Source organism: Mesorhizobium sp. M1348 (assembly GCF_040317925.1).
GTDB lineage: Bacteria > Pseudomonadota > Alphaproteobacteria > Rhizobiales > Rhizobiaceae > Mesorhizobium.
Genome location: NZ_JAMYLH010000022.1, coordinates 40,893 through 66,373 on the forward strand (window position 1 = coordinate 40,893; position 25,481 = coordinate 66,373).

Genomic DNA, 25,481 nt, shown 5'->3' on the forward strand with positions numbered 1-25,481 from the left:
TCGCTCCGGCATACGCCCACGCCGTCGGCATCATCTTCCATCATGCGAAGCGATCGGTCGACGTGACCGGGGATGCATGGCGGTGAATGCCATGAACGCCGCTCCGAACAAGCCCGTTACTCGGGCTGACATCCGATGATATCTTCAATAATCTCGGCCGGTTGATCGACAATATCGACTATCCCTTGCATTATTTGGACAACGCTGTCGCGCTACTGAAGGTAGTCAAGTAAAGGAACGGCCATGAAATGTTTGGTGTTGTCGATTTTTGCAATCCTATTTTCCACATGGGCGCACGCCCATGTTCCGCCAACAGGCCGCGCTTATGCGAAGGATTTGTTCGCCAAGTTCGATGAACTTTTGCAGCAGCGCCGGATTGAAGGCAAATTGCCAAATCTTGAAGATCCAACGGACCGGGATCTACTGCACAAGATTTGGGACGGCGAGGCTTTGATAGGTTCGCCGCCATACGATGAGAGCGACCTGGAAGCACTGTCTTTCGTAATGGACAGAAGTGGGTCGCTACTCGCGCTCTATGGCCAGGCTAACCCGCTGCCTTTGCAGGATGAAGCCACGCAGTCGTTTGCACTTGTGTTTCGGGCTGCTGCCGCTTCCCAGCTAGCTTTCAATGATTTCCTGGCGCACCAACCCAACGCTGCCGAAATGTTGCGAGCCAACGGTGCCAAAGCTCGAGGAGGCATAGAGAAAATGTTTCGTGGCGCCTCAATTTTTCTGGCTGACCCGGCGCTGAAGCAGGGGAACAAGATAGTTCTTATTGAATCGCTAAGAGCAGATGGTCCCTATCTCGCGCAGAGCATCTCTCCAGACCATCGCCAGGCCCTGATCGATTTGTTTGTCCCGTCGGTTGGCCAGCTTCCCATGCCTGCCCAAGAATCGCTCAAGATCTTTATGCAGAAAATCAAAGCGGCCGGCTGCGATCTGTTGTGTGCTGACGGAATGTAATACCGATGGAGATTGGTATCGTTCGAACCGGTGTGGGCGATCTGTTCGGGAACATCCGCCAGGAGTCGAAGGCGACCCCTGTCCGCCCCGCGCTGCTTGCTTGCGTCACTTGGGCTTCGACTGGCTGACTATCGAGTCGCCGCCAGCAGCTCAGGCCTGAAGCAGCGCCAGCTCTTCGGCAGTCAGATGGCGTGTCTTGCCCTTGGCAAGGTCGCCGAGCTGCAATGGGCCGATCGCGATCCGGACCAGGCGCAGCACCTCGATATCGTGGGCGGCGAGCAGCCGGCGAATATGGCGGTTGCGGCCCTCGTCGAGCACGATTTCCAGCCAGGCGGTGCTGGTGCCGCCGCGCAGCAGCTCGATGGACCGGGCCGTCAGCAATTCGCCGTCGACTGTCGCGCCGGCGCGCAACCGCGCCAGCATGGCCTCGTCGGGCAGCGCGCCGATCTGCACGTGATAGGTCTTGGCGACATGCGAGGCGGGATCGAGCAGGCGCTGCGCAAAGCGCGTGTCGTTGGTCATCAACAGCAGGCCTTCGCTGGCCTTGTCGAGGCGGCCGACCGGCGAGACGAAGGGCAGGTCGAGGCCTGCCAGGCAATCATAGACGGTGCCGCGGTCCTGCGGGTCGTCGCGAGTGGTGACCAGGCCACGCGGCTTGTTGAGCATCAGATAGACCTTGCGCTCGGCGGCGACGCGGCGGCCGTCGACCTCGATGCGGTCGCGGCCTGGATCGACGCGCATCGAGCCGTTGCGCACGATCTTGCCGGCGACCCGCACGCGCCCCTCGGCAACCAGAAGCTCGGCCTGCTTGCGCGAGCACAGGCCAAGCTTCGACAGCGCGCGGCAGAGGCTGACGCCGGGAGACTGGGTCCCGGGGGCAGGGCGTTGCCGGGCAATGTTCGGTCGCGGCGACATGGCGTTGCCTGTGGATTCTTGTATACGAGCATCCCACTATAGCCGGCCGCGGGCTATGTCCACGGAAGGGAACTGCATGTCGTTTGCGTCGTGCGCAGCGGCTGCGAGGACTTGCATGAAAACAGCCGTTCGCCTTTGCCTGCTGCTCGCCTTCCTGCCGACATCGCCGGCGCATGCCGGCTGGCAGGCGGTCGAGAAGGTCGAGACCTATGCCATCTCAGGGCAATCCGGTCCGGAGCTCTATGCCTCGATCGGCGGGCGTGGGCCGCTGCTCGGCGAGCGCCGCGTCATCGCGCATACCAATTTCAAGCTGACCTGGGTGAGGGACTACCAGCCGCAAGGCGACGCCTGCGTGCTGGTGTCGGCGCGGCCGAAGCTGATCATCACCTATACCTTGCCGAAGCCGGCCGCGCGGCTGCCGGGCGCGATCCAGAAGAACTGGGAGGTTTTCGCAGCCGGCCTCGCCGCCCACGAGAAGGTGCACGGCGCCAGCATCGTCGACATGGTGCACAAGATCGAGGCGGCCACCATCGGCCTGACCGTCGCCGATGACCGCGGCTGCAGCAAGATCAGGACCGAATTGACGAGAGGGCTCGCCGGAATCTCTCAGGCACAGCGGCAGGCGAGCCTCGATTTCGACCGGGTCGAATTCGGCCCGGGCGGCAAGTTGCGGCAGCTTGTGTTCACGCTGATGACCGGGGGATAGTCGAAGCAGGGCAAGGTTGGCGGGACAGCACCCCCCTCTGTCCTGCCGGACATCTCCCCCTCAGGTGGGGAGATTGGATATCACCCCTGATTTCGCCAATCGCGAACGTTGCAAAAAGAGTGCTGCCGACGAAGCTGCCGATCTCCCCCCTTGAAGGGGAGATGTCCGGCAGGACAGAGGGGGGGTGGCGCAGCGCATCGACGTCTGCAGGCTGACCTCACGCCTGCTCCGTCGGATAGAGCGTCAGGATGTTGACGTTGACCCGTGGCGGCTGCGTTACCGCGTACAGGATGGCGGCGGCGATGTCCTCGCTTTCCAGCTGCTCCATATCGCCCAGCCTTTGCTCGACCGCCTGGCGCACATCGGCGCGCATATTCTGGGTGAACTCGGTCTTGACGGCGCCGGGCTCGATGCAGGTGACGCGGATGCCGTCCTTGCCGCTCTCGCGGCGCAGCGATTCCGCCATCGCGCTCACGGCGTGCTTGGTGCCGGAATAAACCACCGAAGGGTGGATATAACGGCCGGTGCCGGACGAGACGACGACGATGTGGCCGGCGCCTTGCCGCTGCATCGACGGCAGTGCCGCATGGATCGGATAAAGCAGGCCGAGAATGTTGACGTCGACCATCCGGCGGTATTCTTCCGGCGTCGTGTTGCGGAACGGCGCGGCGACGCCGACGCCGGCAACCGCAAGCAGAATGTCGAGCCGGCCGTACTCCTGCTGGACCCGCTCGACCATGGCCGTGGCTTGCGTGTCGTCGGTGACGTCGACGGCAATCGGCAGCGCCGCGCTGCCGGTCTCACGGATCCGCCTCGCCAGATCGTCCAGGCGCTCGGCGCGCCGCGCGGCAATCGCCAGCGTGGCGCCCTCGGCCGCCAATGCCAAGGCGGTGGCCTCGCCGATGCCTGAGGAGGCACCCGTCACCAAGGCGATCTTGCCGCCCAGTTTTCCTGTCTGCATCTTTTTCTCCTGACGCTTTGGATACGCCACGAAGCTAGGGCGCAGACATTCTGGGAACAATGCTGGGAGTTCTTGGGCATGATACGCCGCAGCGCTGCATCCCGCAGAGTACCGCAAGGCATGCGGGACAGCGCCCTGCAGCAAGCCCATGTCTGCGCAATTTTCCTTGAGCGAACGAGCGGGGCTTGACGCGACTGGAGGTGTTGCGTCTTGATATGGGGGCTGCGGGGCTTCGCATGAAAACAGCTGATCGACTACGTCTGCGGGTGGCTTGTTTGCATGTGATGCCCTTGCATGCACCGCCGCGATCCTCTCGCGACCGACCGGTCTGAGCGCCAGATGAAGGTCCTCGTCGTCTATTGCCATCCCTGCACCGACAGCTTCAACGGCGCGGTGCGAGATACGGTGCTGGAGACGCTTGCCGAAAGCGGCCATCAGGTCCACCTGCTCGACCTCTATGCGACCGGCTTCGATCCGGTCATGCGCACGCAGGAATGGCGCGGTTACCACGACAAGGCGGCGAACCTGCAACCGGTGCACGAACACGCGCAGGAACTACTCTGGGCGGAGGCGGTCGTCTTCATCTATCCGACCTGGTGGTATGGCCTGCCGGCGATGCTGAAAGGCTGGCTGGAGCGCGTGCTGGTGCCGGGCTTCGCTTTCGAGATGCCGACCGCTCGACGCGGTCCGCGGCCCAAATTGCGGCAAATACGCCGGGTGTTGGCAATGACCACATGCGGCGCCACGCCGCTGATGTCGTGGATCATGGGACAACCGGGCCGGCGGACCCTGCTGCGCGGCTTCCGCTCCGTCTGCCATCCGCTGTGCCGAACCAAATTCCTGGCGCTCTACCGGATGGACAGCGTCTCGGCCGCCGGACGCCAGGCGCATTTGGAGCGGGTCAGGAAAGCGGTTGCCGGTCTTGGCCGCGCTGATGCGGTCGCCGCCGCGGTGCCTGGCTGATTTGGCCGGGCGAGCCGGCGAGGGGCAGCGGGCGCTCGCTTTGGACAGGCGATAGCTTCGCCGAAGTCGGCGCCGCCCCTCATCGCCCTGCCGGGCACTTCTCCCCGTATAGTGACGGGGAGAAGGGGCTGGCCGCAGCGTTGGCGTCGTTTCTGCACCGCTGATGTTTGGCGAAATCACCGATGACGAGGCCCCTCTCCCCGTCACTATACGGGGAGAGGATGCCGGCAGGCAGGTGAGGGGCAACGCAAACGCTTAAAGGGCGAATTCAAAACTGAAGCGATTGCCTTGGGTCGCTGGCAGAGGCGCGTTGACTCTATTCCCCATTTCTGGAATCCTGGAAATATGGATAAGACACTCGCCCTTTCGGCGCTTGCCGCGCTCGGCCAGGAAACCCGGCTGGACGTTTTTCGCCTTTTGGTGCGGGCCGGCGCCGAGGGCGTGGCTGCGGGCGAGATCGCCTCGCGGCTCGCCGCATTTCCGAACACCATATCCGCCCATCTCAAGATCCTGTCGCATGCCGGCCTGGTGCGGACCGAACGGGAGGGCCGCAGCGTGCGCTACTTTGCCGATATGACCGGCTTTCGCGATCTGCTGGCCTACCTCATGGAGGACTGCTGCAATGGCGCGCCGGAACTTTGCCAGCCTGTGATCCAGGCTGTGACCTGCAACTGCTAGAAGGTTCGTCTTGGTCAATCTGTCACGCCGCCTTGTTGCCGAGGCCCTCGGCACGGCTCTGTTGGTCGCCACCGTTGTCGGTTCCGGCATCATGGCTGACAGGCTGAGCAACGATGTCGCCGTCTCCCTGCTCGGCAACACCTTGCCGACCGGGGCGATCCTGGTCGTGCTCATCACCATATTCGGGCCGATCTCCGGAGCGCACTTCAACCCGGCGGTGACGCTGGTGTTCGCGCTTCGACGTGAGATCGAAACGAAGGCAGCGCTGGCTTACGTCGCCGCCCAGATTGCCGGCGGCATCGCTGGAACGTTGCTCGCGCATGCAATGTTCGAACTGCCGATCCTGCAAGTGTCGGCGACGGTGCGGACCGGAAGCGGGCAATGGATTGCGGAACTGGTTGCCGCCTTCTGGCTGGTCTTCACCATCCTCGCCGGCCTGCGTTCCCGCCCGGATTCGATCCCCTGGCTGGTCGGGCTTTATATCACCGCCGCCTACTGGTTCACCGCATCGACATCCTTCGCCAATCCGGCCGTGGCCATCGCCCGAGCGTTCTCCAATACTTTTGCCGGCATCCGCCCCGCCGATCTGCCGGGCTTCATCGCCGCCGAACTTTTGGGCGCGTTGCTCGCCATGGCATTGGCAGGGTGGCTGCTCGCCCAACCGAAACCAGCCGGACAGATGAAAGCTGCGCGATGACCATCACCATCTACCACAACCCCGATTGCGGCACCTCGCGCAACACGCTTGCCATCATCAGGCGGTCCGGCGAGGAGCCTGAGGTGATCGAATATCTGAAAAACCCGCCGTCGCGCGAAAAGCTCGTCGAGCTGATCGCAGCGATGGGCATGACGCCGCGCCAATTGCTGCGCGAAAAGGGCACGCCCTATGCCGAACTTGGCCTGGGCGACCCTAAGTGGAGCGACGACGAGATCCTCGATTTCATGCTGGCGCATCCGATCCTGATCAACCGGCCGATCGTGGTGACGCCGCTCGGCACCATGCTTGCCCGACCCTCCGAAGCCGTGCTCGATATCCTGCCCAATCCGGATATCGGCCCGTTCACCAAGGAGGACGGCGAGGTCGTCATCGACGCCAGCGGCAAGCGCGTCGCCTAGAGATTAGCTTATTTCGATCTTTGTCGAAATTCTCTTGACGTGCAGCGATTCTGGAAATAGCGTATTTCCATGAAACTCGAAAAAGCAGCCTCGCAACTTGAAGCCCTCGGCAGCCCGACGCGGTTGCAGCTCTATCGGACGCTGGTGCGGGCGGGCGATGAGGGGCTGCCGGTCGGGCGCATCCAGGACAGATTGGGCATCGCTGCCTCGACGCTGTCGCATCACCTCAAGCGGCTGGTCGACACCGGCCTGGTGTCACAGGAGCGCCAGGCGACCACGCTGATCTGCCGGGCCAACTATCCCGCCATGAACGGGCTCATCGGATACCTCGCAGACGAATGCTGCGCCGACGCCACCTGTGCGCCGGCATCGGCGGAAGCGACGGCCAAGACGCCGGCGTGATTTTTTTGGCAGTATAATTCGAAATTACCGGAAGGATGGAAGGTATGGAGATGATCGAAAAACTCCCCATCGCGGTGATCGGCGCCGGGCCGGTCGGCCTGGCGGCAGCGGTCCACCTCATCGCGCAGGGTATTCCTGTCAAAGTCTACGAAGCCGGCAATACGGTTGCATCCAACCTCAGGGATTGGGGCCATGTCCGGGTGTTCACGCCTTGGCGCTATTGCGTCGATCAGGCGGCTAGAAACCTGCTCGAGGCGCATGACTGGCGGATGCCGGAGCCCGAGGCATTCCCGACCGCGAACGACCTCGTCGCGGATTATCTCGAGCCGCTTGCAAAGCTTCCGCAATTGTCACCGTCGATCGAAACCGGCGCTCGGGTCGTCGGCATCTCGCGCTGGGGCGCCGACAAAGTGCTGAGCAAGGAACGCGAAAACCGGCCGTTCATGCTGGCAGTCGAGACTGCCGATGGTACAAGACGCGACAGCGCCCGTGCCGTCATCGATGCTTCGGGAACCTGGCAAATGCCGAACCCGCTCGGCGCCGGCGGAATTCCTGCAGAAGGCGAAGCCGAGTTTGCCGACCGCATCGCCTACGGCATACCCGATATTCTCGGCCGCGATCGCAGCCTTTATGCCGGCAAGACGACGCTGGTTGCCGGCTCCGGCCATTCGGCCGCCAATGCCTTGCTGGATCTCGCCAGCCTGGCGGACGTGGAGCCCGGCACGGCTTTCATGTGGACAACGCGTGGCACCGACCTGGTGCGCATCTATGGCGGCGGCGATGCAGACCAATTGCCGGCACGCGGCGAACTCGGCGCCGAAGTGCGCGAACTCGCCGAGAGCGGCGGCGTCAGGCTGGTGACGGGCTTTGCGGCTGTCTCGATCCGCGATGCCAACGGCCGGCTGGTCGTCGAAGGCCAGACCAAGGACGGCTTGCAGGCGCTTGGCCCGGTCGACAGCATCATCGCCGCGACCGGACAGCGCCCCGATCTGTCGCTGACCCGCGAGCTTCGGCTCGAGCTCGATCCGTGGCTGGAAAGCGTCAAGGCACTGGCGCCGTTGATCGATCCCAACGAGCACTCCTGCGGCGACGTGCCGCCGCACGGCCACCGCGAGCTCAGCCATCCCGAGCACGGGTTCTACACGGTCGGCATCAAGAGCTATGGCCGCGCACCGACCTTCCTGCTGCTGACCGGGTATGAGCAGGTGCGCTCGGTCGCCGCGGCGATCGCCGGCGACATGGTTGCGGCCGACAATGTCCAGCTCGTGCTGCCGGAGACTGGCGTCTGCACCGTGCCGCGGATCGGCATTGCCGACAAGGGATGCTGCGGCGGTCCGGCGCCGGTAGCGGTGGATGCCTGCTGTGTCGCCGACGTCGAGGCTAAGGCGGTCGGCAAAGGCGGCTGTGGCTGCGGCGTCGCGGCATGAGCCTTTCGCCGCCTTCGCCGGCCATTTTGCGCAGCCGCGGCGCGATCATCACCGCGCTTGGCCTGACGCAGATCATGGCGTGGGGGTCTTCCTACTATCTTCCAGCGGTCATTGCGCCGGCGGTCTCTTCCGATACCGGCTGGCCGCTGGCATGGGTTGTCGGCGGCCTGTCTCTTGGCTTGCTTGTGGCGGGATTGATCTCTCCGCGCGTCGGGTCGTCGATCGAGCGGCATGGCGGCCGCAACGTCCTGGCGTTCAGCGCTGGATGCATCGGAGTCGGCCAGGTTGGGCTGGCCGTTGCCCCCAACCTTGCGGCGTACATCGCTGCCTGGCTGATCATCGGCCTGGGCATGGGGGCGGGGCTCTACGATGCCGCTTTCGCAACGCTTGGCCGCCACTACGGCCATGGTGCGCGCTCCGCCATCACCACGCTGACGCTGTTCGGCGGTTTTGCCAGCACAATCTGCTGGCCGATCTCGGCCTTTCTGCTGGAGGAAGTCGGCTGGCGCGGTACCTGCCTGGTGTACGCGGCTGTTCAGTTGGTGATTGCCCTTCCGCTCTATCTGGTGATCCTGCCCCGCGAGGCGCCGAAACCGCCAGTCAAACCGGGATTGAACCAGGCGACGCCGGCTCTCGATGGCAATCCCGATCTGTCGATCATGATCGTTCTGGCCGCGACACTTACGCTTGCGGCGGTGATCTCCTCGACGCTGTCGGTGCATCTGCTCACCATCCTGCAAGGCAGCGGCATGGCGCTGGCCGCTGCCGTCGGGCTCGGCGCGCTGGTCGGCCCGTCCCAAGTGGCGGCGCGTGCGATCGAGATGACCATCGCGCGCTACCACCATCCGATCCTGACCAAGTTTGCCTCGGTTACCTTCGTCGCGATCGGCGTTTCGGCGCTCTGGGCCGGCATGCCAGTCATCCCGTTGGCGCTCGGCTTCTACGGCGCGGGCATCGGCCTCGAATCCATCGCGCGGGGAACGCTGCCGCTCGCGCTGTTCGGCTCGAACGGCTATGCGAAGCTGATGGGCCGCCTCGCCATGCCGAGCCTGATTGCCCAGGCAGCGGCACCCTCGGCCGGCGCATTGCTGCTGGAGCGCTTCGGCCCGCACGGGACGTTGGCCGCGCTTTCCGGTCTGGCGCTGGCCAACGTCATCCTCGCATGCGGCTTGGGCTGGCGGATGCTCCGCCGCCAGCAATCGCAGGTTCAAACCCGATAGGATTTCGACCTGCGGTCAGTGCTTTCAACTGGAGAGCGGGAGATCGTCCAAGGGATCGACAAGGAAGGACGCGGCAATCAGATCGTCCGCGTCGAGGCGCAGTGAGCCTTCGGCGCCGCCCATGATGGCGGCAACCTTTTGAAACGTCTTGATCTCGTGCTCGGTAATCTGGGCACTTTGCATTCTGGATTTGAGGTCAGCAACGCGCAGCCCCAAACTGTGGGACATTCCGATTTTTCGGTTCGACATGGTAAGATGCTCCTCCCCGGCCCATGTTTGTTTCGCCACCCACCCTTATTCGCATTTCCTCCGCCTGCCTAAATATGAGGCATCGCGAATACAGCGCCCGAACGCCCGATGCAAGGGAAGGTTCCGGCGCGCAGAGGTCACGAAATAATAACACGAAGGAAGCAGGGCCAATGGTCCGGCCGGAGGTAGGACTTAGGTACGACGCCCCGCCGGACAGAGGGCTCCGGTGGCTTATCGGCTGGCGAGGACCATGCGGTTGCCTTCGCTGTCGCGAAACTCCGCCACCGTGCGTCCCGGCTGCCACGACGCCTCATGCGGTTCGGTGATGATCTCGACGCCGCCCGCCTTCAACGCCGCGATCATTGCTCCGACATTTTCGTCGACCAGCACCAATACGGGCTCCGCGCCGGGGGCGTCGTCGGCGCGGCTGATGAAATGCAGGTTCGTCACGGCATGCGGAAATGCCAGCTCGATCCAGCGCCAGCCGCCATCACCCATCTTCTGGTCGGCCAGCACCTGACAGGCGAGATGCCTGGTGTAGAACGCCTTGGCTCGATCCTGGTCGAATACCGGAAGCTCGGCAAACTGGATATGCATGATTCGTCTCTCCTGCTTGATGGCTGCCGCGCAGCCGCCCACGCGGGAAAGACGATGCGGGCAACCGAAAAGATTCTTCGGCAAGGAGAATCTTTTCAGCGCAGCCGGTCGTCCTTCGTTCATACCAACCAATCAGGAGACGACAATGGACTACGCGCTCATTCGATACGGTGTGAACCAAGCCGACCTGGAAGATAATCGCGCGCTGGTCGAAAAAGTGTTCGAAGCGCTGGGCGAGGCTGCACCGCCGACGGTGCGCTATCTCGTGCTCGAGCTGGACGACGGCTCGTTCGTCCACATCGTCGGCCAGGACGGCGATTCGTCGGCGCTGACCGGGCTTGCCGCCTTCAAGGCATTTGCGGAAAACCACGCCGAACGCCGTTCGACCCCGGCAATGCGATCGCCTGTCAAAGTCGTCGGCAATTACCGTATGCTGGCGGATCACAAGGCGGGATAGCGCCTGCCATGCCGCTCGCGCAGAAACGGGATGCTACGCCGAAAATGAACAGGGCGACTTTGGAGGCGATGCTCGTCGGGTTGCGGCCAAGGCTGCATCGCTACTGCGCGCGCATGGCCGGCTCGGTGATCGACGGCGAGGACATCGTCCAGGAGGTGCTGATCAAGGCGCTGCAGGCGATCGACGGGGGCGCCATGGTCGAACGGCCGGAGCAATGGCTGTTTCGTATCGCCCACAATGCCGCGCAGGATCACCTGCGGCGGCGCAATCGGGAAAGGTCGCGCATGACCGAGGCCGACATGAGCGTGATCGAGGATCCTTCCGGCAGCGCCGACAGCCGGCTCGCCGCCCAGACCGGCCTGCGCTCCTTCATGCAGCTTTCGGTGCCGCAGCGCAGCGCCGTGATCCTGGTCGACGTGCTCGGCCTCAGCCTGCACGAGACCTGCGAAGTGACCGGCGCGACGCTCGCCGCCACCAAGGCGGCACTGCATCGCGGGCGGGCGCAGCTCAAGCTGCTGGCGCTGCAGCCCGAGCAGGCGCTCGCCCCGAGGCTCGACGCCGACGACGAGCGCCGGCTGCGGCGCTATGTCGACCTGTTCAACGCGCGCGACTTCGACGCGGTCAGGGCACTGATCGCCGAGGACGTCCGGCTCGATGTCGTCAACCGCGTCCGCCTGCGCGGCAAGGCCCAGGCGTCGACCTATTTCGGCAATTACGACCGTATCAGCGACTGGACATTGTCGCTCGGCTTCGTCGACGGCAGGCCGGCGATCCTCATCCGCGAGCCGCAAGCGGCCGACGGCGCCGTGCGCGGCTTCATGCTGGTCGAATGGGCGGGCGAGGAGGTCATCCAGATCCGCGACTTCCGCTATGCGCCCTGGTGCCTGGTCGACGCGGAGATCAGGGCCGTCGAGAGGTGAAGGGCTCCGCTTCCGATTTCGGGGAGCGGTATCGTCGCGAAGAGGATCTACGGCCTACACCCGTCATGCTCGATATAGAGCGGTGCGAGCTTTCGGATCAGGCAGCCTCCTCCTGGGTGACCCAAACGCAATTGCCATATGGCAGCAAGTTCTTAGAGCGGATCCGGTTCTCTTGGAACCGGCAACCCGCTCTAACTATCTGTTTTGCCGCATTTATGCGGACGCCAAATGATTCCATTTGGCTGCAAAATGCTCTAGCCGATACGCACGCGGCGCGTCACCTGGCCATTGCTTTCCCAGTATGTGTGTTTCTTGGCAATCAAGGGATCGTCCATCGCCGGTTGAATTTGTCCCGTGGTGCTGACCGCGCGCGAGGTCACCGTGTGTTCTCCAGGAGAGGGATTTGCCCAAGCCAGGGACCAGATTTTCCAGGCGTGTTCTGCCTCCTCACTGTGGTCAATGGTCGCTGGTGCCCAAGGCCCCTGATCGATTTGCACTTCGACCCGGTCGATCGGCGCCCCCCAGGCTGCCCCAACGATGCGGTAATCTGAGTCTTTCCGGGTAACCTTCGCAGGCGCGGACTTTATCAGCGCTCGCCCGACTGAAGTCTCGGCCCATACGGTCTCGCCGTTGTGGTCCTCCTCCCGGATGGTGACATAGTCACGGGCCATCAGAAGGCTCATGAACCGCGTATCGCGAACCTCGATGCGTTTTAGCCACTTGACGTTGGCGATCCCGTACCAGCCTGGAGCAATGAGCCGTACCGGGAAGCCATTGGCCGCCGGCAAGGCGGCTCCATTCATTTCATAGCAGAGGAGATTGTCGGGGGTCATCGCGTCGGCGAGCGACAAGCTACGAGCGAAGTTCTGCTTCATCTTTACGTCGCGTATCGGGATCTCGCCTGTGTCGGTACCGAAAAAGACGACCTCGATGCCCTTCTCCAGAACACCGGCTTCCTCGAGGATCGGGGCGAGCGGCGTACCTGCCCAACGGGCATTGCCGATGCCGCCGGTGAAAAAGGGAAATCCGTGGTTGCCCGAGCATTCCACTGTGAAAACGACCTCCTGCCGCGGTCGCGCCTTGATGTCGGCGAGCGTTAACTCCAAGGGCTTCTTGACCAGGCCTCCGATCTCCATCGACCATGTCTTCTCGTCGATCGTTGGTCGGTTGAAATGCGAGATGCTGAAGAACTTGTCGTTTGGCGTTATCCAGCTGTCCAAATCCTCCCAGACAAGCTGCTTCTGGATACCCACCGGATCGGGATTTTTGGTCGGCTGATCCAGCCACGGAATAACTTCCTCGCTCGGCCGTGTTGGAAAAGCGTAAGCCCGACGCGAGGTATAGAGAGCAGCAATTGCGGCAAGAGCCGCGCTTCCTTGAACAAGAAGTTCTCTGCGCTGAAAATCAGGCATGTTGTTTACCTCCCAGTTGATCCGGAACAGGCTGCAACGTGCCTTAGGCCGTAGCCTGATCACGGATAGGCGACACAATGTGAGGTCTGCCCATCCGGAAGTATCCGCATAGGTCAGACAATCACCGACGCAAGTCAGGCATGTGAAGCGTTGGACGAAACTCTGGCTCGCGTTTCGCATGCCAAGAGTGCGCCTTTGAGAAGGAAGTGTCCACAACTTGGACGGGACATGATGATGATTGCAGCATTCCATGCCGATTTCCGGTCCTGCCAAATCGTTGCTGCTCGGATCGCTGCCGAACGCCCGCTTCTGGGTCATTTCGGGACCTTCGCGGGTGCTGGTCGAAAAGGTGTTTCCTGTCGGCCAGTGGGTTGGCCGGGCGGCCGGCATCGCCCTGATCGCCTGGGGCAGCGCAACGCTTTTGGTCTGACGACCAGGGCCGCCTCGAATGTCGCGTTTGCAGGAAACGATCCCTCCTGACGCAAAGTGTATCGCACTGCCCCGGCCAGGCCGGCTCACAACTCCTTTTCGGCCAGTTCGCGAAAGGCGTCGGGAACCGACCGCCGTAGTCCGAGCGCGACCGAGGCGTAGCCGACCGCCTCCCAGCCGAAGCGGTCGCGGATCTTGTCGACGGCGCGATCTGCGGTCCAGCGCGCCGCGCCATTCCTGGTGCCGGGGCCGCGGCGGTCGTCGTCGAGCCCGAGCGGCAATTCCAGATGCAGGCCCGGCTGCATTTCCAGGTGGTGGAGGGCTGAGGGGCCGGAAACATATCCGAGCTCCGCTCTGGGTTTTCCCCTCGGCCGTCCCGGACGACACTGAGCACCATGGCGTCAAAGGTCCCGAGGAACTTTGAACCCTCGCGTCCGTTTACCGGCTATCGCGTCTGGAAGTTCCGCCATGAATGTCAGCGATGAAAGGACTGTATCGCTTTGGGCGGCAACCGAAGTCGCGCCTGAGGCGGTTCCGCTCGAGCGGAGTGAACAGGTCGATGTCGTGGTCGTCGGATCTGGCATTGCCGGACTGTCGGTCGCCTACGAACTGGCCATCGCCGGGCAAAAGGTGGCGGTGCTCGATCGCGGCCGGATCGGAAGCGGCATGACGGCCCGCACCACCGCGCATCTGTCATCGATCTGCGACGACTACTTTTCGGAACTGATCAAATTGCGCGGCGAGGAACTGGCGCGAATTTACTACCGAAGCCAGTCGGCCGCTATCGACCGTATCCAATCGATCCAGGAGGTGGAGGGCATCACATGTGATTTCCGCCGCCTCGACGGCTTCCTGTTTCCGGCGTCAGGCAGAAAGGAATCCGTCATCGAGCGGGAACTGGACGCCGCCCGGAAAATCGGTGTCGACGTCGAGAAAACCGCAGGCGTGCCGTTTGCAGGCTTTTCGGATGCGCCCGTCCTTCGCTACGCCAATCAGGCGACATTTCACCCGCTCAAATATCTCCGCGGGCTCGCTGCTGGCATTCGCGCGCGCGGCGGCGCGCTTTATGCGGAGACCATCGTCGACAAGGTCGAGGAGACCGACGGCGGCGTCCGCGTAAGCACGGTCTCGGGCTTTACCGTGTCTGCCAGATCGGCCGTTGTCGCCACCAATTCGCCGATCAACGATCGGGTCGCGCTCCACACCAAGCAAGCGCCATATCGGACCTACGCGATGTCGTTCGAGATCGCGCGCAACGTTTTGCCGGATGCACTCTATTGGGACACGCTGGATCCCTATCACTACGTTCGCCTGCAGCCTGGTGAAGGCAAAACCGACTTTCTGATCGTCGGTGGTGAGGACCACAAGACAGGGCAGGCCGACGATGCCGACGACCGCTTCGCGGCCTTGGCGGACTGGATCAAAGGGTTGGTGCCCGATATCGGCACCGAGGCCAATCGATGGTCCGGGCAGGTAATGGAGACCGTCGACTATGCCGGCTTCATCGGCCGCAATCCCGGCGACCGGCGTGTCTTCGTGGCTACCGGCGATTCCGGTCAGGGCATCACCCATGGAGTTGTTGCCGGCCAACTGATTTCCGACCTGATCCTGAAGGGGGAAAGCCCTTGGCGGGAACTTTACGAACCCTCCCGCAAGACGGCACGCGCGATTGGCGACTATCTGGCGGAGAATGCGACAACGATCAGGAGTTTTGCCGAGTATGTCGCTCCTGGCGAAATCGATTCCGCCGATAAGCTGCGGCCGGGAGAGGGCGCCATCGTCCGCGAGGGACTTACCAAAGTGGCGGCTTTCCGCGATGAGGACGGCACGCTCCACAAGCGCTCGGCCTCATGCACCCATGCCGGCTGCCATGTCCATTGGAACTCGTTGGAACGCTGCTGGGACTGTCCCTGCCACGGCTCGCATTTTGCCGTCGACGGCACGGCCTTGAACGGGCCGGCCGTATCGCCCCTGGCTCCTGTCGGATAGTCTTCTTTCGCCCCGGCCGCACAACTCACAGCTCCTTCTCGGCCAGCTCCCGAAACGCGTCGGGAACCGACCGCCGTAGTCCGAGCGCGACCGAGGCGTAGCCGACTGCCTCCCAGCCGAAGCGGTCCCGGATCTTGTCGACGGCGCGATCTGCGGTCCAGCGCGCCGCGCCCTTCCTGGTGCCGGGGCGGCGGCGGTCGTCGTCGAGCCCGAGCGGCAGTTCCAGTTGCAGGCCGGCATGCTGCTCCAGATGCGATACGGCGATCGCCAGCAGCGAGATGGTCTTTTCATGCGGATGATCGATAAGCACCTTGCGCACCAGCGCCTCGGCGATCTCGGCCAGCATGGCGGTTGCCGATATCGGCTGGTCGAGCGTGATCGAGCGCGTCACCGATCGCAAATCGGCAAAGCGGACGCGAACCGTGACGGTGCGGCCGGGCCGGGATTTCGCCCGCAACCTCGTGGCGACCCTGTCGGCCAGATGCAGCAAAGCGGGTACGAAGACGTCCTCGTCGGCCGGTTTTCGGCCAAGCGCCGATTGCGCGCCGGCCGATCGCGCGCGGCGCTGCGTCTCGAGCTTGCGCGGATCGCGGTTCCACGCCAGCGCGTTGAGTTTTTCTCCGGCCGCCGGCCCGAGCAGGCGCTCCAGCGCGCCACTGTTGGTCTTGGCCAGCTCGCCGATGGTGTTGACGCCGATGCCGGCCAGCCGCTCCCTGGTGACCGGGCCGACGCCCCACATCAGCTCGACCGGCAGGTGGTGCAGGAACTCCAGCTCGTGGCGCGGATCGACCACCACCAGCCCGTCGGGCTTTGCGACCTGTGAGGCGATCTTGGCCAGATGCTTGGTGCGGGCTACGCCGACCGAGATCGGCAAGCCGAGCTCGGCCCGCACGCGGCGGCGGATCTTGCTGGCGATCTCGGCCGGCGAGCCGAACAGATGGGTGCAGCCGGCGACGTCGGCAAAGGCCTCGTCAATGGAAATCCGCTCGACCACCGGCGTGAAATCGCCGAGCACCTTGATGGCCGCATCGCCCAGCCGCTGATAGTCCTTGAAATGGCCGCCGACGAAAATGAGTTGCGGGCAGAGTTCCCGCGCTCGCCGTCCCGGCATGCCGCCGCGCACGCCGAACGCCTTGGCTTCATAGGATGCGGCAAGCACTACCCCGCCGCCGACGGCAATCGGCTTGCCGCGCAAGGCCGGGTCGAGCAATTGTTCGACCGAGGCATAGAAGGCATCCAGATCCGCGTGGAGGATGTTGGCTTCCATCCGGCCCGTTCGCCCGCGGCGGTTCGAACGCCGCATTGTCTCGAGTTGTGATGAGAACATAAAGAGAACATCGCCGGCGGATTGTCAAGCAGCGCGGAGGCTGCCGCAGATGACGAGAGGGCGGCAATGTTCAGCCGCGCAGCCGATCGCGGGCCTGCATCAGCGCGAATCCCAACAGGTTCTCGCCGCGCCACAGCAGCGGGTTCACCGCCCTCTCGTCATCCGCCGCAAGGCCGATGCCCCACACCCGGTCGACGGGGCTCGCCTCGACCAGCACCCGGTCATGCGTCGACAGCAGATATTCGCGCAGCGCCGCGTTCTGGCGGAACTTCTGAAAGCTCCCTTCGGTGACGATGCGATATTTGTCGGCATCCCATTTGGTGCCATCGAAGCCGCTCACCTGGCGGCCAAGTTGCTTTGCCTGCTTGGGGCTCGCCGCCTCGAGGATTTGTGTTGCCGTCTGAGCATCACCGAACAGGCGTGCCTTCTCGGCCATCATCCAGTGTTCGGCAGTCGGATAGCTCAGACCATCGACGGTAAAGGGCGCATGCCACCACTGGCTGAAGCACGACGTGGTTATGCGGCCGTCCTTGGACGGCTGATGGCCCCAGAAGAACAGGAACTTCTGCCGGGGCTTTGCGCGAAAGGTTTTTTCAAGCCAGGTTCGGTCGTAAATCATCGAGCGGATGGAGCAGGGCGAAAGGTCGGCTTGTCAATGCTCCATCCAGAGTGGGGTAGCGAAGATGAGCGGTCGGCGCTGAATTCGATGAAATGCTGATCTACAGCGCCATCTTGTAGCCGAGATGACTGGCGGTGAAACCGAGGCGCTCGTAAAAAGCGTGCGCCTCCCGTCGACCTTTGTCCGTGGTGAGCTGGACGAAGCTGCAATTGCGCGAACGGCACGTTTCAATCGCCCATTCGATCATCAGCTTGCCGACCCCGCGGGACCGCCTTTGCCGGGCGATGCGAACGCCTTCGATCTGGCCGCGCCAGGTGCCTTTCCTCGAAATGCCTGGAAGGAAGCTGAGCTGCAGCGTTCCGACCACTTGCCCGGCGTCGACGGCGACGGCCAGCAACTGGTTGGGATCGGCATCGATTGCGCTGAAAGCATCGAGATAGCATGGCGCAAGCGGCGTGGACGGGTCTTCCCGGTCTGCGCCGAGCACATCGTCGGCAAGCATTGCAACGATCGCCGGCAGGTCAGGCGCCTGGGCACGACGGAATTCGATCTCGCTCATCGCGCGGAGACATACGGCGCAGTGTTGGCGATCGCAATATCCGTTTTGACTTGCAAGGGAGGCGCGCGTCTTCAGGCGGCCTCGAGCGCCCAGAGACGATGGCCGTAGCGGCGGAAGAAGCGGGCGAAGAGGCGTTGTTGCCTGGCGCGGGCGAGGTCGGCGGCGCGCCTTTCCTGCCGCCAGCGCGGCATGTTGCGGAACATCGACAGGAAGCGGGCGGCGTCATCGAGTGCTTCCTCGGCTGACTGTGCCGGGCGGATCGCCGCCAGGAACAGAGCGCGGCTCGGCTTCATCTGATCAATCGCCGCCTTGCGCTGGCGATGACCCTGGCGTGCCTTGCGGATGCCGTGCTGGCGGATGGCCGCGAAAGCGGCAAGCATAGCCGGGCTGTCGCCGCTATAGCCGCAGGCATGGGCGAACTGGGCTGGGTCCATCGTCATTCCCTTGCTGCCGGCCGGCTGCGGTTCTGTTGCTCGCGCCGATTCCAGTCCGCACCAGGTATAAGCATAACTCAAATAATCGAACAAGCGAAACTTTCATGTTGGTGTAAGCGGAACCGACTCGACTCCGCTTGGAAAACCGATAATGATGCGAACAAAGCAGGAACAACGATGGGGATGGCCATGGCATTGGCAGGCAAGGAAGCGACGATCGCCGATGTTGTCTCGATTGCCGTCGAGTGCATCGACTGCGGACGCAACAGGTGGTGGAAGCCGGCCGAGCTCAAGCGGCATGGGGTGATGCCGGAGACACCGCTGGCCGCACTTTCGGGGCGCCTGATCTGCAAGGCCTGCCGGGCCGACGGCCTGCCGGGCGCCGCGGTCTCGATCCAGGCCGCCTTCATCGACGACCGGCAACGGACCCGCGCCGAGGCGCGCCTGCTCAACGGTCGAGAGCTGGAGCAGTCGAGGCGGGCTTGAGGGGAGGGCGCCGGTCCCTCCTCAGGGCGGGCTATCGCATATGGGGTCCCCCTCATCCGGCCGCGGAGCCTGGCCTCGGGCTTGCCGGAGGCAAGACCCGCGGGCGGCCACCTTCTCCCCGCTGGGAGAAGAGCCTGGCATCAACGCTGGCGACCTCCTCTCCCCTCGGGGAGAGGTCGGATTGCCCGAATTGCCCTTCGCAATTCGGTTGGCATTCCGGGTGAGGGGGGCGCTTGCCTACTTGCGATTGCCCTGCTTCTCTCGGGAGAAGGCAACAAGCGCCTCCTCAATACCCCAGCAATTCCTTGAGCGGAATGACGCGGAAGACGTTCTTGATGGCGTAGCGGTTGAAGGTCAGCGTCTTCGGCGGGTTGTACTGTTCGACGATCAACTCGGCAGCGGTGCGCTTGACCAGCTTCTTGATGAAGGCCTTGCCGTTTTGCTCGTTCTCCTCGGGCAGCGTCTCGATCACCACATGGTCGCCGGGCAGCGCTTCGCGGCCGCCGCAATAGATCATCTCGCCGGGCTCGTAGCGCGGCACCATCGAATCGCTCAGCACGTGCAGCGCAAACACATTGCGCAGATGCCGGATCCCCGGCGGCCGCTGGACATAGCCGGCCGGCTGGCCATTGAAGGTGAAGTCGCCATCGTCGCCGCCGACGGCGGTGCCGAGAAGCTGGATGTCCATCGGCCCGGCGGGCAGGGGGCCGGGATCGGTGACGATCTCGGCATCGGCGACCGGTCCGGCATCTTCGAGGAAAACGACCTCGCCCTTGCCGAGCGCCACCGGGTCGACGCGCAGGAAAGCGGCGGTCTTCAAAAGGTTCTCGGTCTTGGGCAGGTTGCGCCCGGTCTCCCAGTTGCCGACGGCAGCGACGTCGGTGTCGTTGTGCTCGGCAATGTGGCGCATCACCAGGCCGCGCTGCTTGCGCGCCCGGCGGATCGCCGCTCCGACCTTGATCGACAGTGCAGTTTTCGCCATGGCTCCATCTGAGGCATAAGATTCGGTTTCGTCTATGCAAGAATCGCTTGCATTATGATTTGAGTTATGCTCTTATATGGGCATGCACAAGTCGCTTCACCAGCTTTCGGTCCTTGAATCCGCCGTTCAGCGCGCCGGCAGCGCTGGCCTGGAGGCGGTACCGCAAACGATCGCCAAGGCCATGCATGTGCCAACCCTTTCCCCTTCGTCGCGGCTGTCCTCCTCCCCGGCCGGGACGATGCCCGAGGCTCGCGCCTCGGATCCGGCAGCGCAAGCGGCCGGAACGGCCGGAGCCGTTCCCCTCACGGCTCCGGCCACGAATTCCCTGCCGGCCGGCAATGCGGATGCCACGGTTTCCTGCATCCGCACCGAAGACGGCACGGTCATCGCCTTCGACAAGCGGACGGGCAAGGCAGTGTCCGGCGCAACAAGGCAGGCGGCCGAGATGAAGCTCGATCGCAGCAGACAACGCGAAGGCTGACCGGCTTTCGGGCCTGAGGCCGGCGAAGCCGGCGCCGCACACAACCATCTTTGCAGGGAAAAAACATCATGGCCGCCCGCTATTCCGCCTCGGAACTGGAACAAATCGAGAACTGGCTGATGAGCGGACTGTCGGCCGCGAAGATCGCCACCAGGCTCGGTGCGCAGCGTGGTAGCCCGCTCTCACGCGCGGCCATCATCGGCATCGTCCACCGCACCGCCCGTTTGCGCACCATCGGCCTTGCCAGATCCAAGGGCCGGTGTGGCGGACGGTCGGGCGGACGGCTCGGAAATTCGGCGCCTGAGCCATCAAATGCCGCAGGTCAAGCGGAGGCGGCTCCGAAGGCCGAGCCACGCTGCCGCCCCGCCAGGCTGTCGGCCAGGCTGGCGCCGCCGGCCTGGCAGCCGGGTCCGGCTCGGATCACCGGGACCGATGGCGCGCCGCTTGAAATGCCGGCGCCGCGCCCGATCGCTGCCGGCGGCCGCCAGCCGCATTTCGCCGCCATGCGCTTCATCGATTGCCTGTTCGAGCGCTGCCGCGCGCCGCTCGACACGACGCTGCAGGAGGATGCGGAAAACGACGCCCCCGGCAGCCGGCCCGGTTTGGACATGCTGTGCTGCGGACTGCGCACCAAGCCATCGAAAAGCTACTGCGCCTATCACGCGGCGCGCTTCCTGCGCACGCTGCCGGCCGAAGCAATTTGAGCCCGCTTCCATGAGGCTGGAAGTTCGCCAGAGCCCGACGACCAAAACCCAGGAGGACTGATCCGATGAGCAACAAAACCGCCCAAAAGGCCAAAGCCAGGCCACCGAGATTGCCGAAAGGCGAGGCCGAGCAGGTGCGCATCCGCAAGGAGATCGGTCATGATTTCGCGCTGAAGGACGACCAGTTCGGCCGCAAGCGGCTGGCCAAGGGGACGCAGGAGGGCGCGCGCCTCTACGAGGTTTCCAATGATGGCCACACAGCGACCGGCGGCATCGTGCGGGTGCGCAACGTCGACCCGCTGAGCGGCCTCACCTCGTTGTCGCGCCAGCAGCGCGAGGCAGGCATGCGCTACCGCCAGGATTTTCGCGACTCGTCCGAGGCAAGCGCCAAGCCGATGGCCTGGGCCGAGCGCGTCGACGGCGGCCGCACCGGCAGCGGCGTCGCCGAACACATTCTGTCCGCTGGCCGCGACCATGCCGAGGCCACCAGGGCGCTTGCCCATTGGGAGATCGCCGGCGTCGTGCAAAAGGTCTGCTGTGCCGACGCAACGGTGAAAAGCCTAGCCGACCAAGCCGGCGAGCCGCGCGACGTGGTGGTGAAACTGCTCAAGATCGGGCTCGACATATTGGCCGTGCATTACGGCATGATGCTGATGCGCAAGCCGAGGTGAGAAGCCCCGCCGATCCGGCCGGCACTACCGGCCGGATCGATCCGTCAACGACGGCAGACACGGATTCTTTCGATGATCCGGTGGTGATGACGCCAGTGCCTGATGACTTCGGTGTGGCAGCGCCGGTGGTACCGGTACCGGTAGCGCGGCCTGTAGTCCTCGTCGTAGACATCATAGCGGTAACGGGGGACGTACTCATCGTCGTAATCGGAATACCGATGGTGGCGATAATAATAGTCGTCGTCATAGCCGTTGCCGATGCCGATCGTGACGCTGCCGCCAGCATTCGCCGGGCCAATCACGGAAGCCAACGAGGCGATGGCGATCACCGAGGCAAGCAGGAGCTTCTTCATAGCTACCTCCTTCTTTAACGTCCCTCTAATAGAAAAACCCTTGAGGGGCAGCCTCGTTCCATAGATTGGCAAGATGCCACGAAGCGAGAGCCCAAATTAGCGCCAGCGGGGGCGAAAACGCCTCTTGCTGTACGCCAGGGTGGGGCCGCCGACGCAACGTGGCTGGCTGCTTTCCAAGCCTCGAGCGGATTGTGGTCCGCGCCCTATGTATCCCGTCAAACAGCGACAATCGGGCGGTGCCAGTCCCGTCACCTTGCCGACCTACAGAATATGGCCCAGTTCCAGCAAAATGAAAGCGGTCGCACCCAGCACAGCGAGGGCGTAGGCCGCATAAAGAACAAGCAGCATCACCTCAAAGTCCCGGACGAAGCTTGCGGCAATCCTGGTCTCCTTAGGCTCCGCTTTCTCGATGCGGTCGGTTTCCAGCTGCTCCGTTGCCACGACGAGGCAGACAATCCTGTCGTTTTCGGCCGCCTGTAATATCCGTTCAGTCAAATCGACTGCAATCACTGGGTCATCGGCCAACTGATCCCGCGATAGCCGGCCTTCAGTGACGGTCTGGATTTCACGCTTTCTCACGCACGCACAATTGCGTCGACTAAATTAGGTTCCACTGAAATACATAGTAAAATACATAGATTGCGTCCACCCGATCGCGATGGGTGAGGCGTGAGACCAGCTGGGCGGGGAACCCCCGCCCGAGGCCCGCATTTGTCGACTGTCGAGCCGAATCTCAATCCGCATCCTCCGATCAAAGGGCGCGGGCTTCTTCATAGGCTGCTACGATGCGCCAGTGCTGGTAGGTCGCAATGCAAAAGCCGCCAAACCTTCATATCGCGAACGCAGCGCCGACGTCTTCGGTGCTGACCGGTTATGACGAAGATCGCATGCTTACTTATGTCCGGCTGCTCGACGCTTCGGCGGAAGGGACCGATTGGCGCGAGGTCGCCCGCATCGTTCTGCACATTGATCCGGAGCAGGAGCCGGAGAGGGCTTTCCGGGCGTGGGCGACACATCTGGCGCGTGCACGATGGATGACCAGGAAGCGGAACGAGCTGCGCCAATTGCATATTGAGTGGTGGGGATGAGCACCGTTTAAGCGGAACTGCCGTCTCGGTCTGGCCGTTGAGGGAGGAGGCCAACATGGAAAAGCGACCAATGACTTCTTGGCGAGCCAATACTTTCGAGCTGTGCTGCCTTCTTGCAGTTCCGCTGTCGCTTATCCTTACGGTTTTCCTGGCGGGTCTCATCCTCAGCTGACGCCCGTATGGTTGCTTGCCGAGGGGGCTGGGTCGTGATCCGACAAGATCCGGCACTGTTACTTTACAGCCGCCGCCATCACATCCGAAAACAGCGCCCGTTCCACCGCCGGTTCCAGCGTTTCGGCGAAGGGCGTCGCCAGGTGGTGGCGGTCGCGGAAGGCTAGTTTGCCGTCGATGAAGACATGGCACGTGGTCTGGTCGCAAAAGCGGTCGGTCATGTCGATGTAAGCAGCGTTCGGTGTCGAGCGTACGATGTCGCGCTCTATGGTGGCGATGTCGTCGTTTGCCGCCATGATCCTCGGCGTGTCGCATGTCGCGGGCGTCTGGCCCCGCCACAGCGCCCGCGCCACGCATTTGTCGGCGTAGCTTGCATTGTAGGGAACGTCCCTGATGACCGCGACCTTGATGCCGGCCTGGCTGAAGGCTTGAAGCGTCCAGGTGAGGCCCGTTCGCCACTGCGCTTGCCAATCGGCGTGCTTCAACTCCTCGGGCGATTCCTTCATCACATTGCCGATCGAGAATTCCGAAATCACCACCAGTTGCGGATGGAGCGCGATGATGTCCTTGACCGACTGCTCGCGCCACTGGTCGCATTCGGTGTAGTCGCGCTTCAGCCGCCAGTTCCAGGTCGTCACCCGCGAAGCCCGGCAGGAGGATTTGAGAAAGGTGACGACGCGAAAGTTGTTCTTCTCGGCCGCCTTGATCAGCGGCGTCGACCAATGGTCGGCATGCGAGTCGCCGAACAGCACGACCGAGCGCTGGGCATCCTTGCGGCCGAACATGCAGGGCTTCGGCTTGACGGTCTCGAAATCGAGCACGCAGCCGCCATTGGTCGCGCGCACGGTGGAGAGCTGGGCAGCGCTGTCGGCGATGACGTGCTGTTCGGGGCTGAGATTGTGCTCGGCAAAGCGCGCATTGCCGTAGGCCGCGACCACGCCGGCGCCGGTCAGCGCGACGGCGGGCACCAGCGCCCGCGCTGCTCCGGCCATCAGCCAGCCGTTGCGGCGGATCGGGTTCTCGATGAAATGATAGGTGAACATCGACAGAACCAGCGTCAGCGCCGCGCAGGCAAAGCGGTCCAGGATGGACAGGTTGGGAACCACCATTGCCGCATAGACGATGACCGGCCAGTGCCAGAGATAGAGCGAATAGGAGAGCCGGCCCAACCATTGCAAGGGCGGCAGCGCCAGCGCGGCGCTCGGCAGGTTGCGGCCGCCGCTGCCGCTGAGCAGCAGCAGCACGGTGCCGGCGACAGGCGCCAGCGCATTCACCCCGGGAAAAGGCGAGTCTTCGTCCAGCATCAGATAGGCCCACGCGATCAGCGCTAGCCCGAGACATGCCTGGAGGGTGGCCAGCAGCGGCCGGTCGCGCCAGATCTTTGCCGGTGCCATGGTCGCGAGGCCGCCGGCGGCGAATTCCCAGGCCCTGAGCGGCGAGAAATAGAAGGCCCAGGGCTGCGACACTTCCGTCAGCCAGGCGCAGGCGGCGAAGGAGGCCGCACCGGCGACGCCGATGACGACGATAGCGGTGCGGTTGCCGGGGCGCAGCAATGCGGCGGCAAGCAGCAGCGCCGGCCATGCCAAATAGAACTGTTCTTCGACCGAGAGCGACCAGAAGTGGATGAAAGGGTTGTTGGTGGCGTCGGCGGCGAAATAGTCGAACGACCACCGGATCAGCCAAAGGTTGATCATGTAGGCGGAGGCGAACATAGCGCCTTTCGAATAAAGCGCCTGTTCCTCCGGCGACAGGATGAAATAACCCGCAAGCAGCGTGGCGAGGATGACGAACAGTGCCGCCGGCAACAGGCGCCGGGCGCGCCGGGCATAGAAGCGCCAGAGGTTCAGCCGCCCGGTCTCGGTGATTTCCGTAACCAGGTGGCGGGTGATCAGATAGCCCGAGATGACGAAGAAGATGTCGACGCCGGCAAAGCCGCCGGGCAGGCCGGAGAGACCAAAATGGAAGGCGATGACACCGGCCACCGCCAGTGCGCGCAGCCCTTCGATGTCAGGCCGAAATGATGCCGACACAATCACCTCATGCAAGGAATGCCCACCTCGCAGAGGCTCGACCCGATGCGCCGATATTGCAATGCAACAAATCTAACGCAGTGCAACATAGGGGGAGGGCGCAGCTCCTCCAGCTCCTCGCGCGGGCGATTCACTCACATGAGCGATTCAGTCATGAGGGCGATTGATATGG

At 63.5% G+C, this 25,481-nt stretch carries 32 protein-coding genes; 18 read left to right on the forward strand and 14 right to left on the reverse strand.

Annotated features, from left to right (window positions below; genetic code table 11):
- Positions 1-243: 243 nt before the first annotated feature.
- A complete protein-coding gene (locus NKH13_RS26690; protein ID WP_292664853.1) occupies positions 244-963 on the forward strand; it encodes a cytochrome P450 family protein in 720 nt (239 codons plus the stop codon).
- 150 nt (positions 964-1,113) lie between these two features.
- On the opposite strand, the gene NKH13_RS26695 is transcribed toward NKH13_RS26690, so the two are convergent.
- On the reverse strand, positions 1,114-1,878 hold the full coding sequence (locus NKH13_RS26695; RefSeq protein WP_352915602.1) for a pseudouridine synthase: 765 nt from the start codon (positions 1,876-1,878) through the stop codon (positions 1,114-1,116).
- 115 nt (positions 1,879-1,993) lie between these two features.
- Between NKH13_RS26695 and NKH13_RS26700 the strand changes: the two genes are divergently transcribed.
- A complete protein-coding gene (locus tag NKH13_RS26700; RefSeq protein WP_352915605.1) occupies positions 1,994-2,584 on the forward strand; it encodes a DUF922 domain-containing Zn-dependent protease in 591 nt (196 codons plus the stop codon).
- A gap of 217 nt (positions 2,585-2,801) precedes the next feature.
- Here the strand turns inward: NKH13_RS26700 and NKH13_RS26705 are convergent, their stop codons facing one another.
- Positions 2,802-3,545 (reverse strand): SDR family oxidoreductase, encoded by a 744-nt coding sequence (locus NKH13_RS26705; RefSeq protein WP_352915608.1) that lies wholly within the window; start codon positions 3,543-3,545, stop codon positions 2,802-2,804.
- Between the two features lie 339 nt (positions 3,546-3,884).
- Here NKH13_RS26705 and NKH13_RS26710 point away from each other — a divergent pair, with 339 nt between their 5' ends.
- From NKH13_RS26710 to NKH13_RS26740, 7 genes are all read left to right on the forward strand, one after another.
- Positions 3,885-4,508: an NAD(P)H-dependent oxidoreductase gene (locus NKH13_RS26710; RefSeq protein ID WP_352915610.1), complete on the forward strand. Its 624-nt coding sequence runs from the start codon at positions 3,885-3,887 to the stop codon at positions 4,506-4,508.
- A 345-nt stretch (positions 4,509-4,853) separates the two neighbouring features.
- Positions 4,854-5,186 (forward strand): ArsR/SmtB family transcription factor, encoded by a 333-nt coding sequence (locus NKH13_RS26715; protein ID WP_352915613.1) that lies wholly within the window; start codon positions 4,854-4,856, stop codon positions 5,184-5,186.
- Between the two features lie 10 nt (positions 5,187-5,196).
- Positions 5,197-5,883, forward strand: coding sequence for an aquaporin (locus NKH13_RS26720; RefSeq protein ID WP_352915616.1), 687 nt, complete (start codon positions 5,197-5,199; stop codon positions 5,881-5,883).
- Positions 5,880-6,302, forward strand: coding sequence for an arsenate reductase (glutaredoxin) (gene arsC / locus NKH13_RS26725; RefSeq protein WP_352915619.1), 423 nt, complete (start codon positions 5,880-5,882; stop codon positions 6,300-6,302). Before NKH13_RS26720 ends, arsC begins: the two co-directional genes overlap by 4 nt.
- Before the next feature lie 69 nt (positions 6,303-6,371).
- Entirely contained in the window at positions 6,372-6,704 is a 333-nt protein-coding gene (locus NKH13_RS26730) for an ArsR/SmtB family transcription factor (RefSeq protein ID WP_352721136.1), read from the forward strand.
- Between the two features lie 50 nt (positions 6,705-6,754).
- A complete protein-coding gene (locus tag NKH13_RS26735; RefSeq protein ID WP_352915623.1) occupies positions 6,755-8,131 on the forward strand; it encodes an NAD(P)-binding domain-containing protein in 1,377 nt (458 codons plus the stop codon).
- On the forward strand, positions 8,128-9,351 hold the full coding sequence (locus tag NKH13_RS26740; RefSeq protein ID WP_352915625.1) for an MFS transporter: 1,224 nt from the start codon (positions 8,128-8,130) through the stop codon (positions 9,349-9,351). The genes NKH13_RS26735 and NKH13_RS26740 overlap by 4 nt, the downstream gene beginning before the upstream one ends.
- 24 nt (positions 9,352-9,375) lie before the next feature.
- On the opposite strand, the gene NKH13_RS26745 is transcribed toward NKH13_RS26740, so the two are convergent.
- Positions 9,376-9,600: a hypothetical protein gene (locus NKH13_RS26745; protein ID WP_352915707.1), complete on the reverse strand. Its 225-nt coding sequence runs from the start codon at positions 9,598-9,600 to the stop codon at positions 9,376-9,378.
- 231 nt (positions 9,601-9,831) lie between these two features.
- A complete protein-coding gene (locus tag NKH13_RS26750) occupies positions 9,832-10,197 on the reverse strand; it encodes a VOC family protein (protein WP_352915628.1) in 366 nt (121 codons plus the stop codon).
- Between NKH13_RS26750 and NKH13_RS26755 the strand changes: the two genes are divergently transcribed.
- Together NKH13_RS26755 and NKH13_RS26760 are read left to right on the forward strand one after the other, a co-directional pair.
- A complete protein-coding gene (locus NKH13_RS26755; RefSeq protein ID WP_352721144.1) occupies positions 10,196-10,654 on the forward strand; it encodes a hypothetical protein in 459 nt (152 codons plus the stop codon). The genes NKH13_RS26750 and NKH13_RS26755 overlap by 2 nt on opposite strands.
- A gap of 44 nt (positions 10,655-10,698) precedes the next feature.
- Positions 10,699-11,574, forward strand: coding sequence for a sigma-70 family RNA polymerase sigma factor (locus NKH13_RS26760; protein WP_352915631.1), 876 nt, complete (start codon positions 10,699-10,701; stop codon positions 11,572-11,574).
- 254 nt (positions 11,575-11,828) lie between these two features.
- Here the strand turns inward: NKH13_RS26760 and NKH13_RS26765 are convergent, their stop codons facing one another.
- Entirely contained in the window at positions 11,829-12,986 is a 1,158-nt protein-coding gene (locus tag NKH13_RS26765) for a sulfite oxidase (RefSeq protein WP_352915634.1), read from the reverse strand.
- Between the two features lie 250 nt (positions 12,987-13,236).
- Here NKH13_RS26765 and NKH13_RS26770 point away from each other — a divergent pair, with 250 nt between their 5' ends.
- A complete protein-coding gene (locus NKH13_RS26770) occupies positions 13,237-13,416 on the forward strand; it encodes a hypothetical protein (protein WP_352915636.1) in 180 nt (59 codons plus the stop codon).
- An 85-nt stretch (positions 13,417-13,501) separates the two neighbouring features.
- Here NKH13_RS26770 and NKH13_RS26775 read toward each other — a convergent pair whose 3' ends face one another.
- Entirely contained in the window at positions 13,502-13,720 is a 219-nt protein-coding gene (locus NKH13_RS26775; RefSeq protein WP_352915639.1) for a hypothetical protein, read from the reverse strand.
- A 163-nt stretch (positions 13,721-13,883) separates the two neighbouring features.
- Between NKH13_RS26775 and NKH13_RS26780 the strand changes: the two genes are divergently transcribed.
- A complete protein-coding gene (locus NKH13_RS26780) occupies positions 13,884-15,404 on the forward strand; it encodes an FAD-dependent oxidoreductase (RefSeq protein ID WP_352915642.1) in 1,521 nt (506 codons plus the stop codon).
- A 25-nt stretch (positions 15,405-15,429) separates the two neighbouring features.
- Here the strand turns inward: NKH13_RS26780 and dinB are convergent, their stop codons facing one another.
- From dinB to NKH13_RS26800, 4 genes are all read right to left on the reverse strand, one after another.
- Complete coding sequence (gene dinB, locus NKH13_RS26785; RefSeq protein ID WP_352915645.1) at positions 15,430-16,671, reverse strand: DNA polymerase IV; 1,242 nt, start codon at positions 16,669-16,671, stop codon at positions 15,430-15,432.
- Positions 16,672-16,801: 130 nt separating this feature from the next.
- The gene (ybiA, locus tag NKH13_RS26790) at positions 16,802-17,350 is read right to left on the reverse strand and encodes a riboflavin biosynthesis intermediates N-glycosidase (protein ID WP_352915649.1); all 549 of its coding nucleotides are present in this window, start codon (positions 17,348-17,350) and stop codon (positions 16,802-16,804) included.
- 100 nt (positions 17,351-17,450) lie between these two features.
- Positions 17,451-17,909 (reverse strand): GNAT family N-acetyltransferase, encoded by a 459-nt coding sequence (locus NKH13_RS26795; RefSeq protein WP_352915652.1) that lies wholly within the window; start codon positions 17,907-17,909, stop codon positions 17,451-17,453.
- 71 nt (positions 17,910-17,980) lie between these two features.
- Positions 17,981-18,349, reverse strand: coding sequence for a hypothetical protein (locus NKH13_RS26800; protein WP_352915655.1), 369 nt, complete (start codon positions 18,347-18,349; stop codon positions 17,981-17,983).
- A 183-nt stretch (positions 18,350-18,532) separates the two neighbouring features.
- Between NKH13_RS26800 and NKH13_RS26805 the strand changes: the two genes are divergently transcribed.
- Positions 18,533-18,829, forward strand: a complete 297-nt coding sequence (locus tag NKH13_RS26805; RefSeq protein ID WP_292663304.1) for a hypothetical protein — start codon at positions 18,533-18,535, stop codon at positions 18,827-18,829.
- 286 nt (positions 18,830-19,115) lie between these two features.
- On the opposite strand, the gene NKH13_RS26810 is transcribed toward NKH13_RS26805, so the two are convergent.
- Positions 19,116-19,811 (reverse strand): XRE family transcriptional regulator, encoded by a 696-nt coding sequence (locus tag NKH13_RS26810; RefSeq protein ID WP_352915658.1) that lies wholly within the window; start codon positions 19,809-19,811, stop codon positions 19,116-19,118.
- A 76-nt stretch (positions 19,812-19,887) separates the two neighbouring features.
- On the opposite strand from NKH13_RS26810, the gene NKH13_RS26815 reads away from it, so the two are divergent.
- From NKH13_RS26815 to NKH13_RS26825, 3 genes are all read left to right on the forward strand, one after another.
- Complete coding sequence (locus tag NKH13_RS26815; RefSeq protein WP_352915661.1) at positions 19,888-20,292, forward strand: hypothetical protein; 405 nt, start codon at positions 19,888-19,890, stop codon at positions 20,290-20,292.
- Between the two features lie 68 nt (positions 20,293-20,360).
- Entirely contained in the window at positions 20,361-20,996 is a 636-nt protein-coding gene (locus NKH13_RS26820; protein WP_352721159.1) for a GcrA cell cycle regulator, read from the forward strand.
- 65 nt (positions 20,997-21,061) lie between these two features.
- Complete coding sequence (locus tag NKH13_RS26825; RefSeq protein WP_352721161.1) at positions 21,062-21,667, forward strand: DUF6456 domain-containing protein; 606 nt, start codon at positions 21,062-21,064, stop codon at positions 21,665-21,667.
- A gap of 44 nt (positions 21,668-21,711) precedes the next feature.
- On the opposite strand, the gene NKH13_RS26830 is transcribed toward NKH13_RS26825, so the two are convergent.
- Positions 21,712-22,020, reverse strand: a complete 309-nt coding sequence (locus NKH13_RS26830) for a hypothetical protein (protein WP_352915665.1) — start codon at positions 22,018-22,020, stop codon at positions 21,712-21,714.
- A 261-nt stretch (positions 22,021-22,281) separates the two neighbouring features.
- Positions 22,282-22,599 (reverse strand): hypothetical protein, encoded by a 318-nt coding sequence (locus NKH13_RS26835; protein ID WP_352915668.1) that lies wholly within the window; start codon positions 22,597-22,599, stop codon positions 22,282-22,284.
- Positions 22,600-22,829: 230 nt separating this feature from the next.
- On the opposite strand from NKH13_RS26835, the gene NKH13_RS26840 reads away from it, so the two are divergent.
- Positions 22,830-23,108 (forward strand): DUF2285 domain-containing protein, encoded by a 279-nt coding sequence (locus NKH13_RS26840; protein ID WP_352915671.1) that lies wholly within the window; start codon positions 22,830-22,832, stop codon positions 23,106-23,108.
- A gap of 230 nt (positions 23,109-23,338) precedes the next feature.
- Here NKH13_RS26840 and NKH13_RS26845 read toward each other — a convergent pair whose 3' ends face one another.
- Positions 23,339-25,309 (reverse strand): acyltransferase family protein, encoded by a 1,971-nt coding sequence (locus tag NKH13_RS26845; protein WP_352915673.1) that lies wholly within the window; start codon positions 25,307-25,309, stop codon positions 23,339-23,341.
- Positions 25,310-25,481 lie beyond the last annotated feature (172 nt).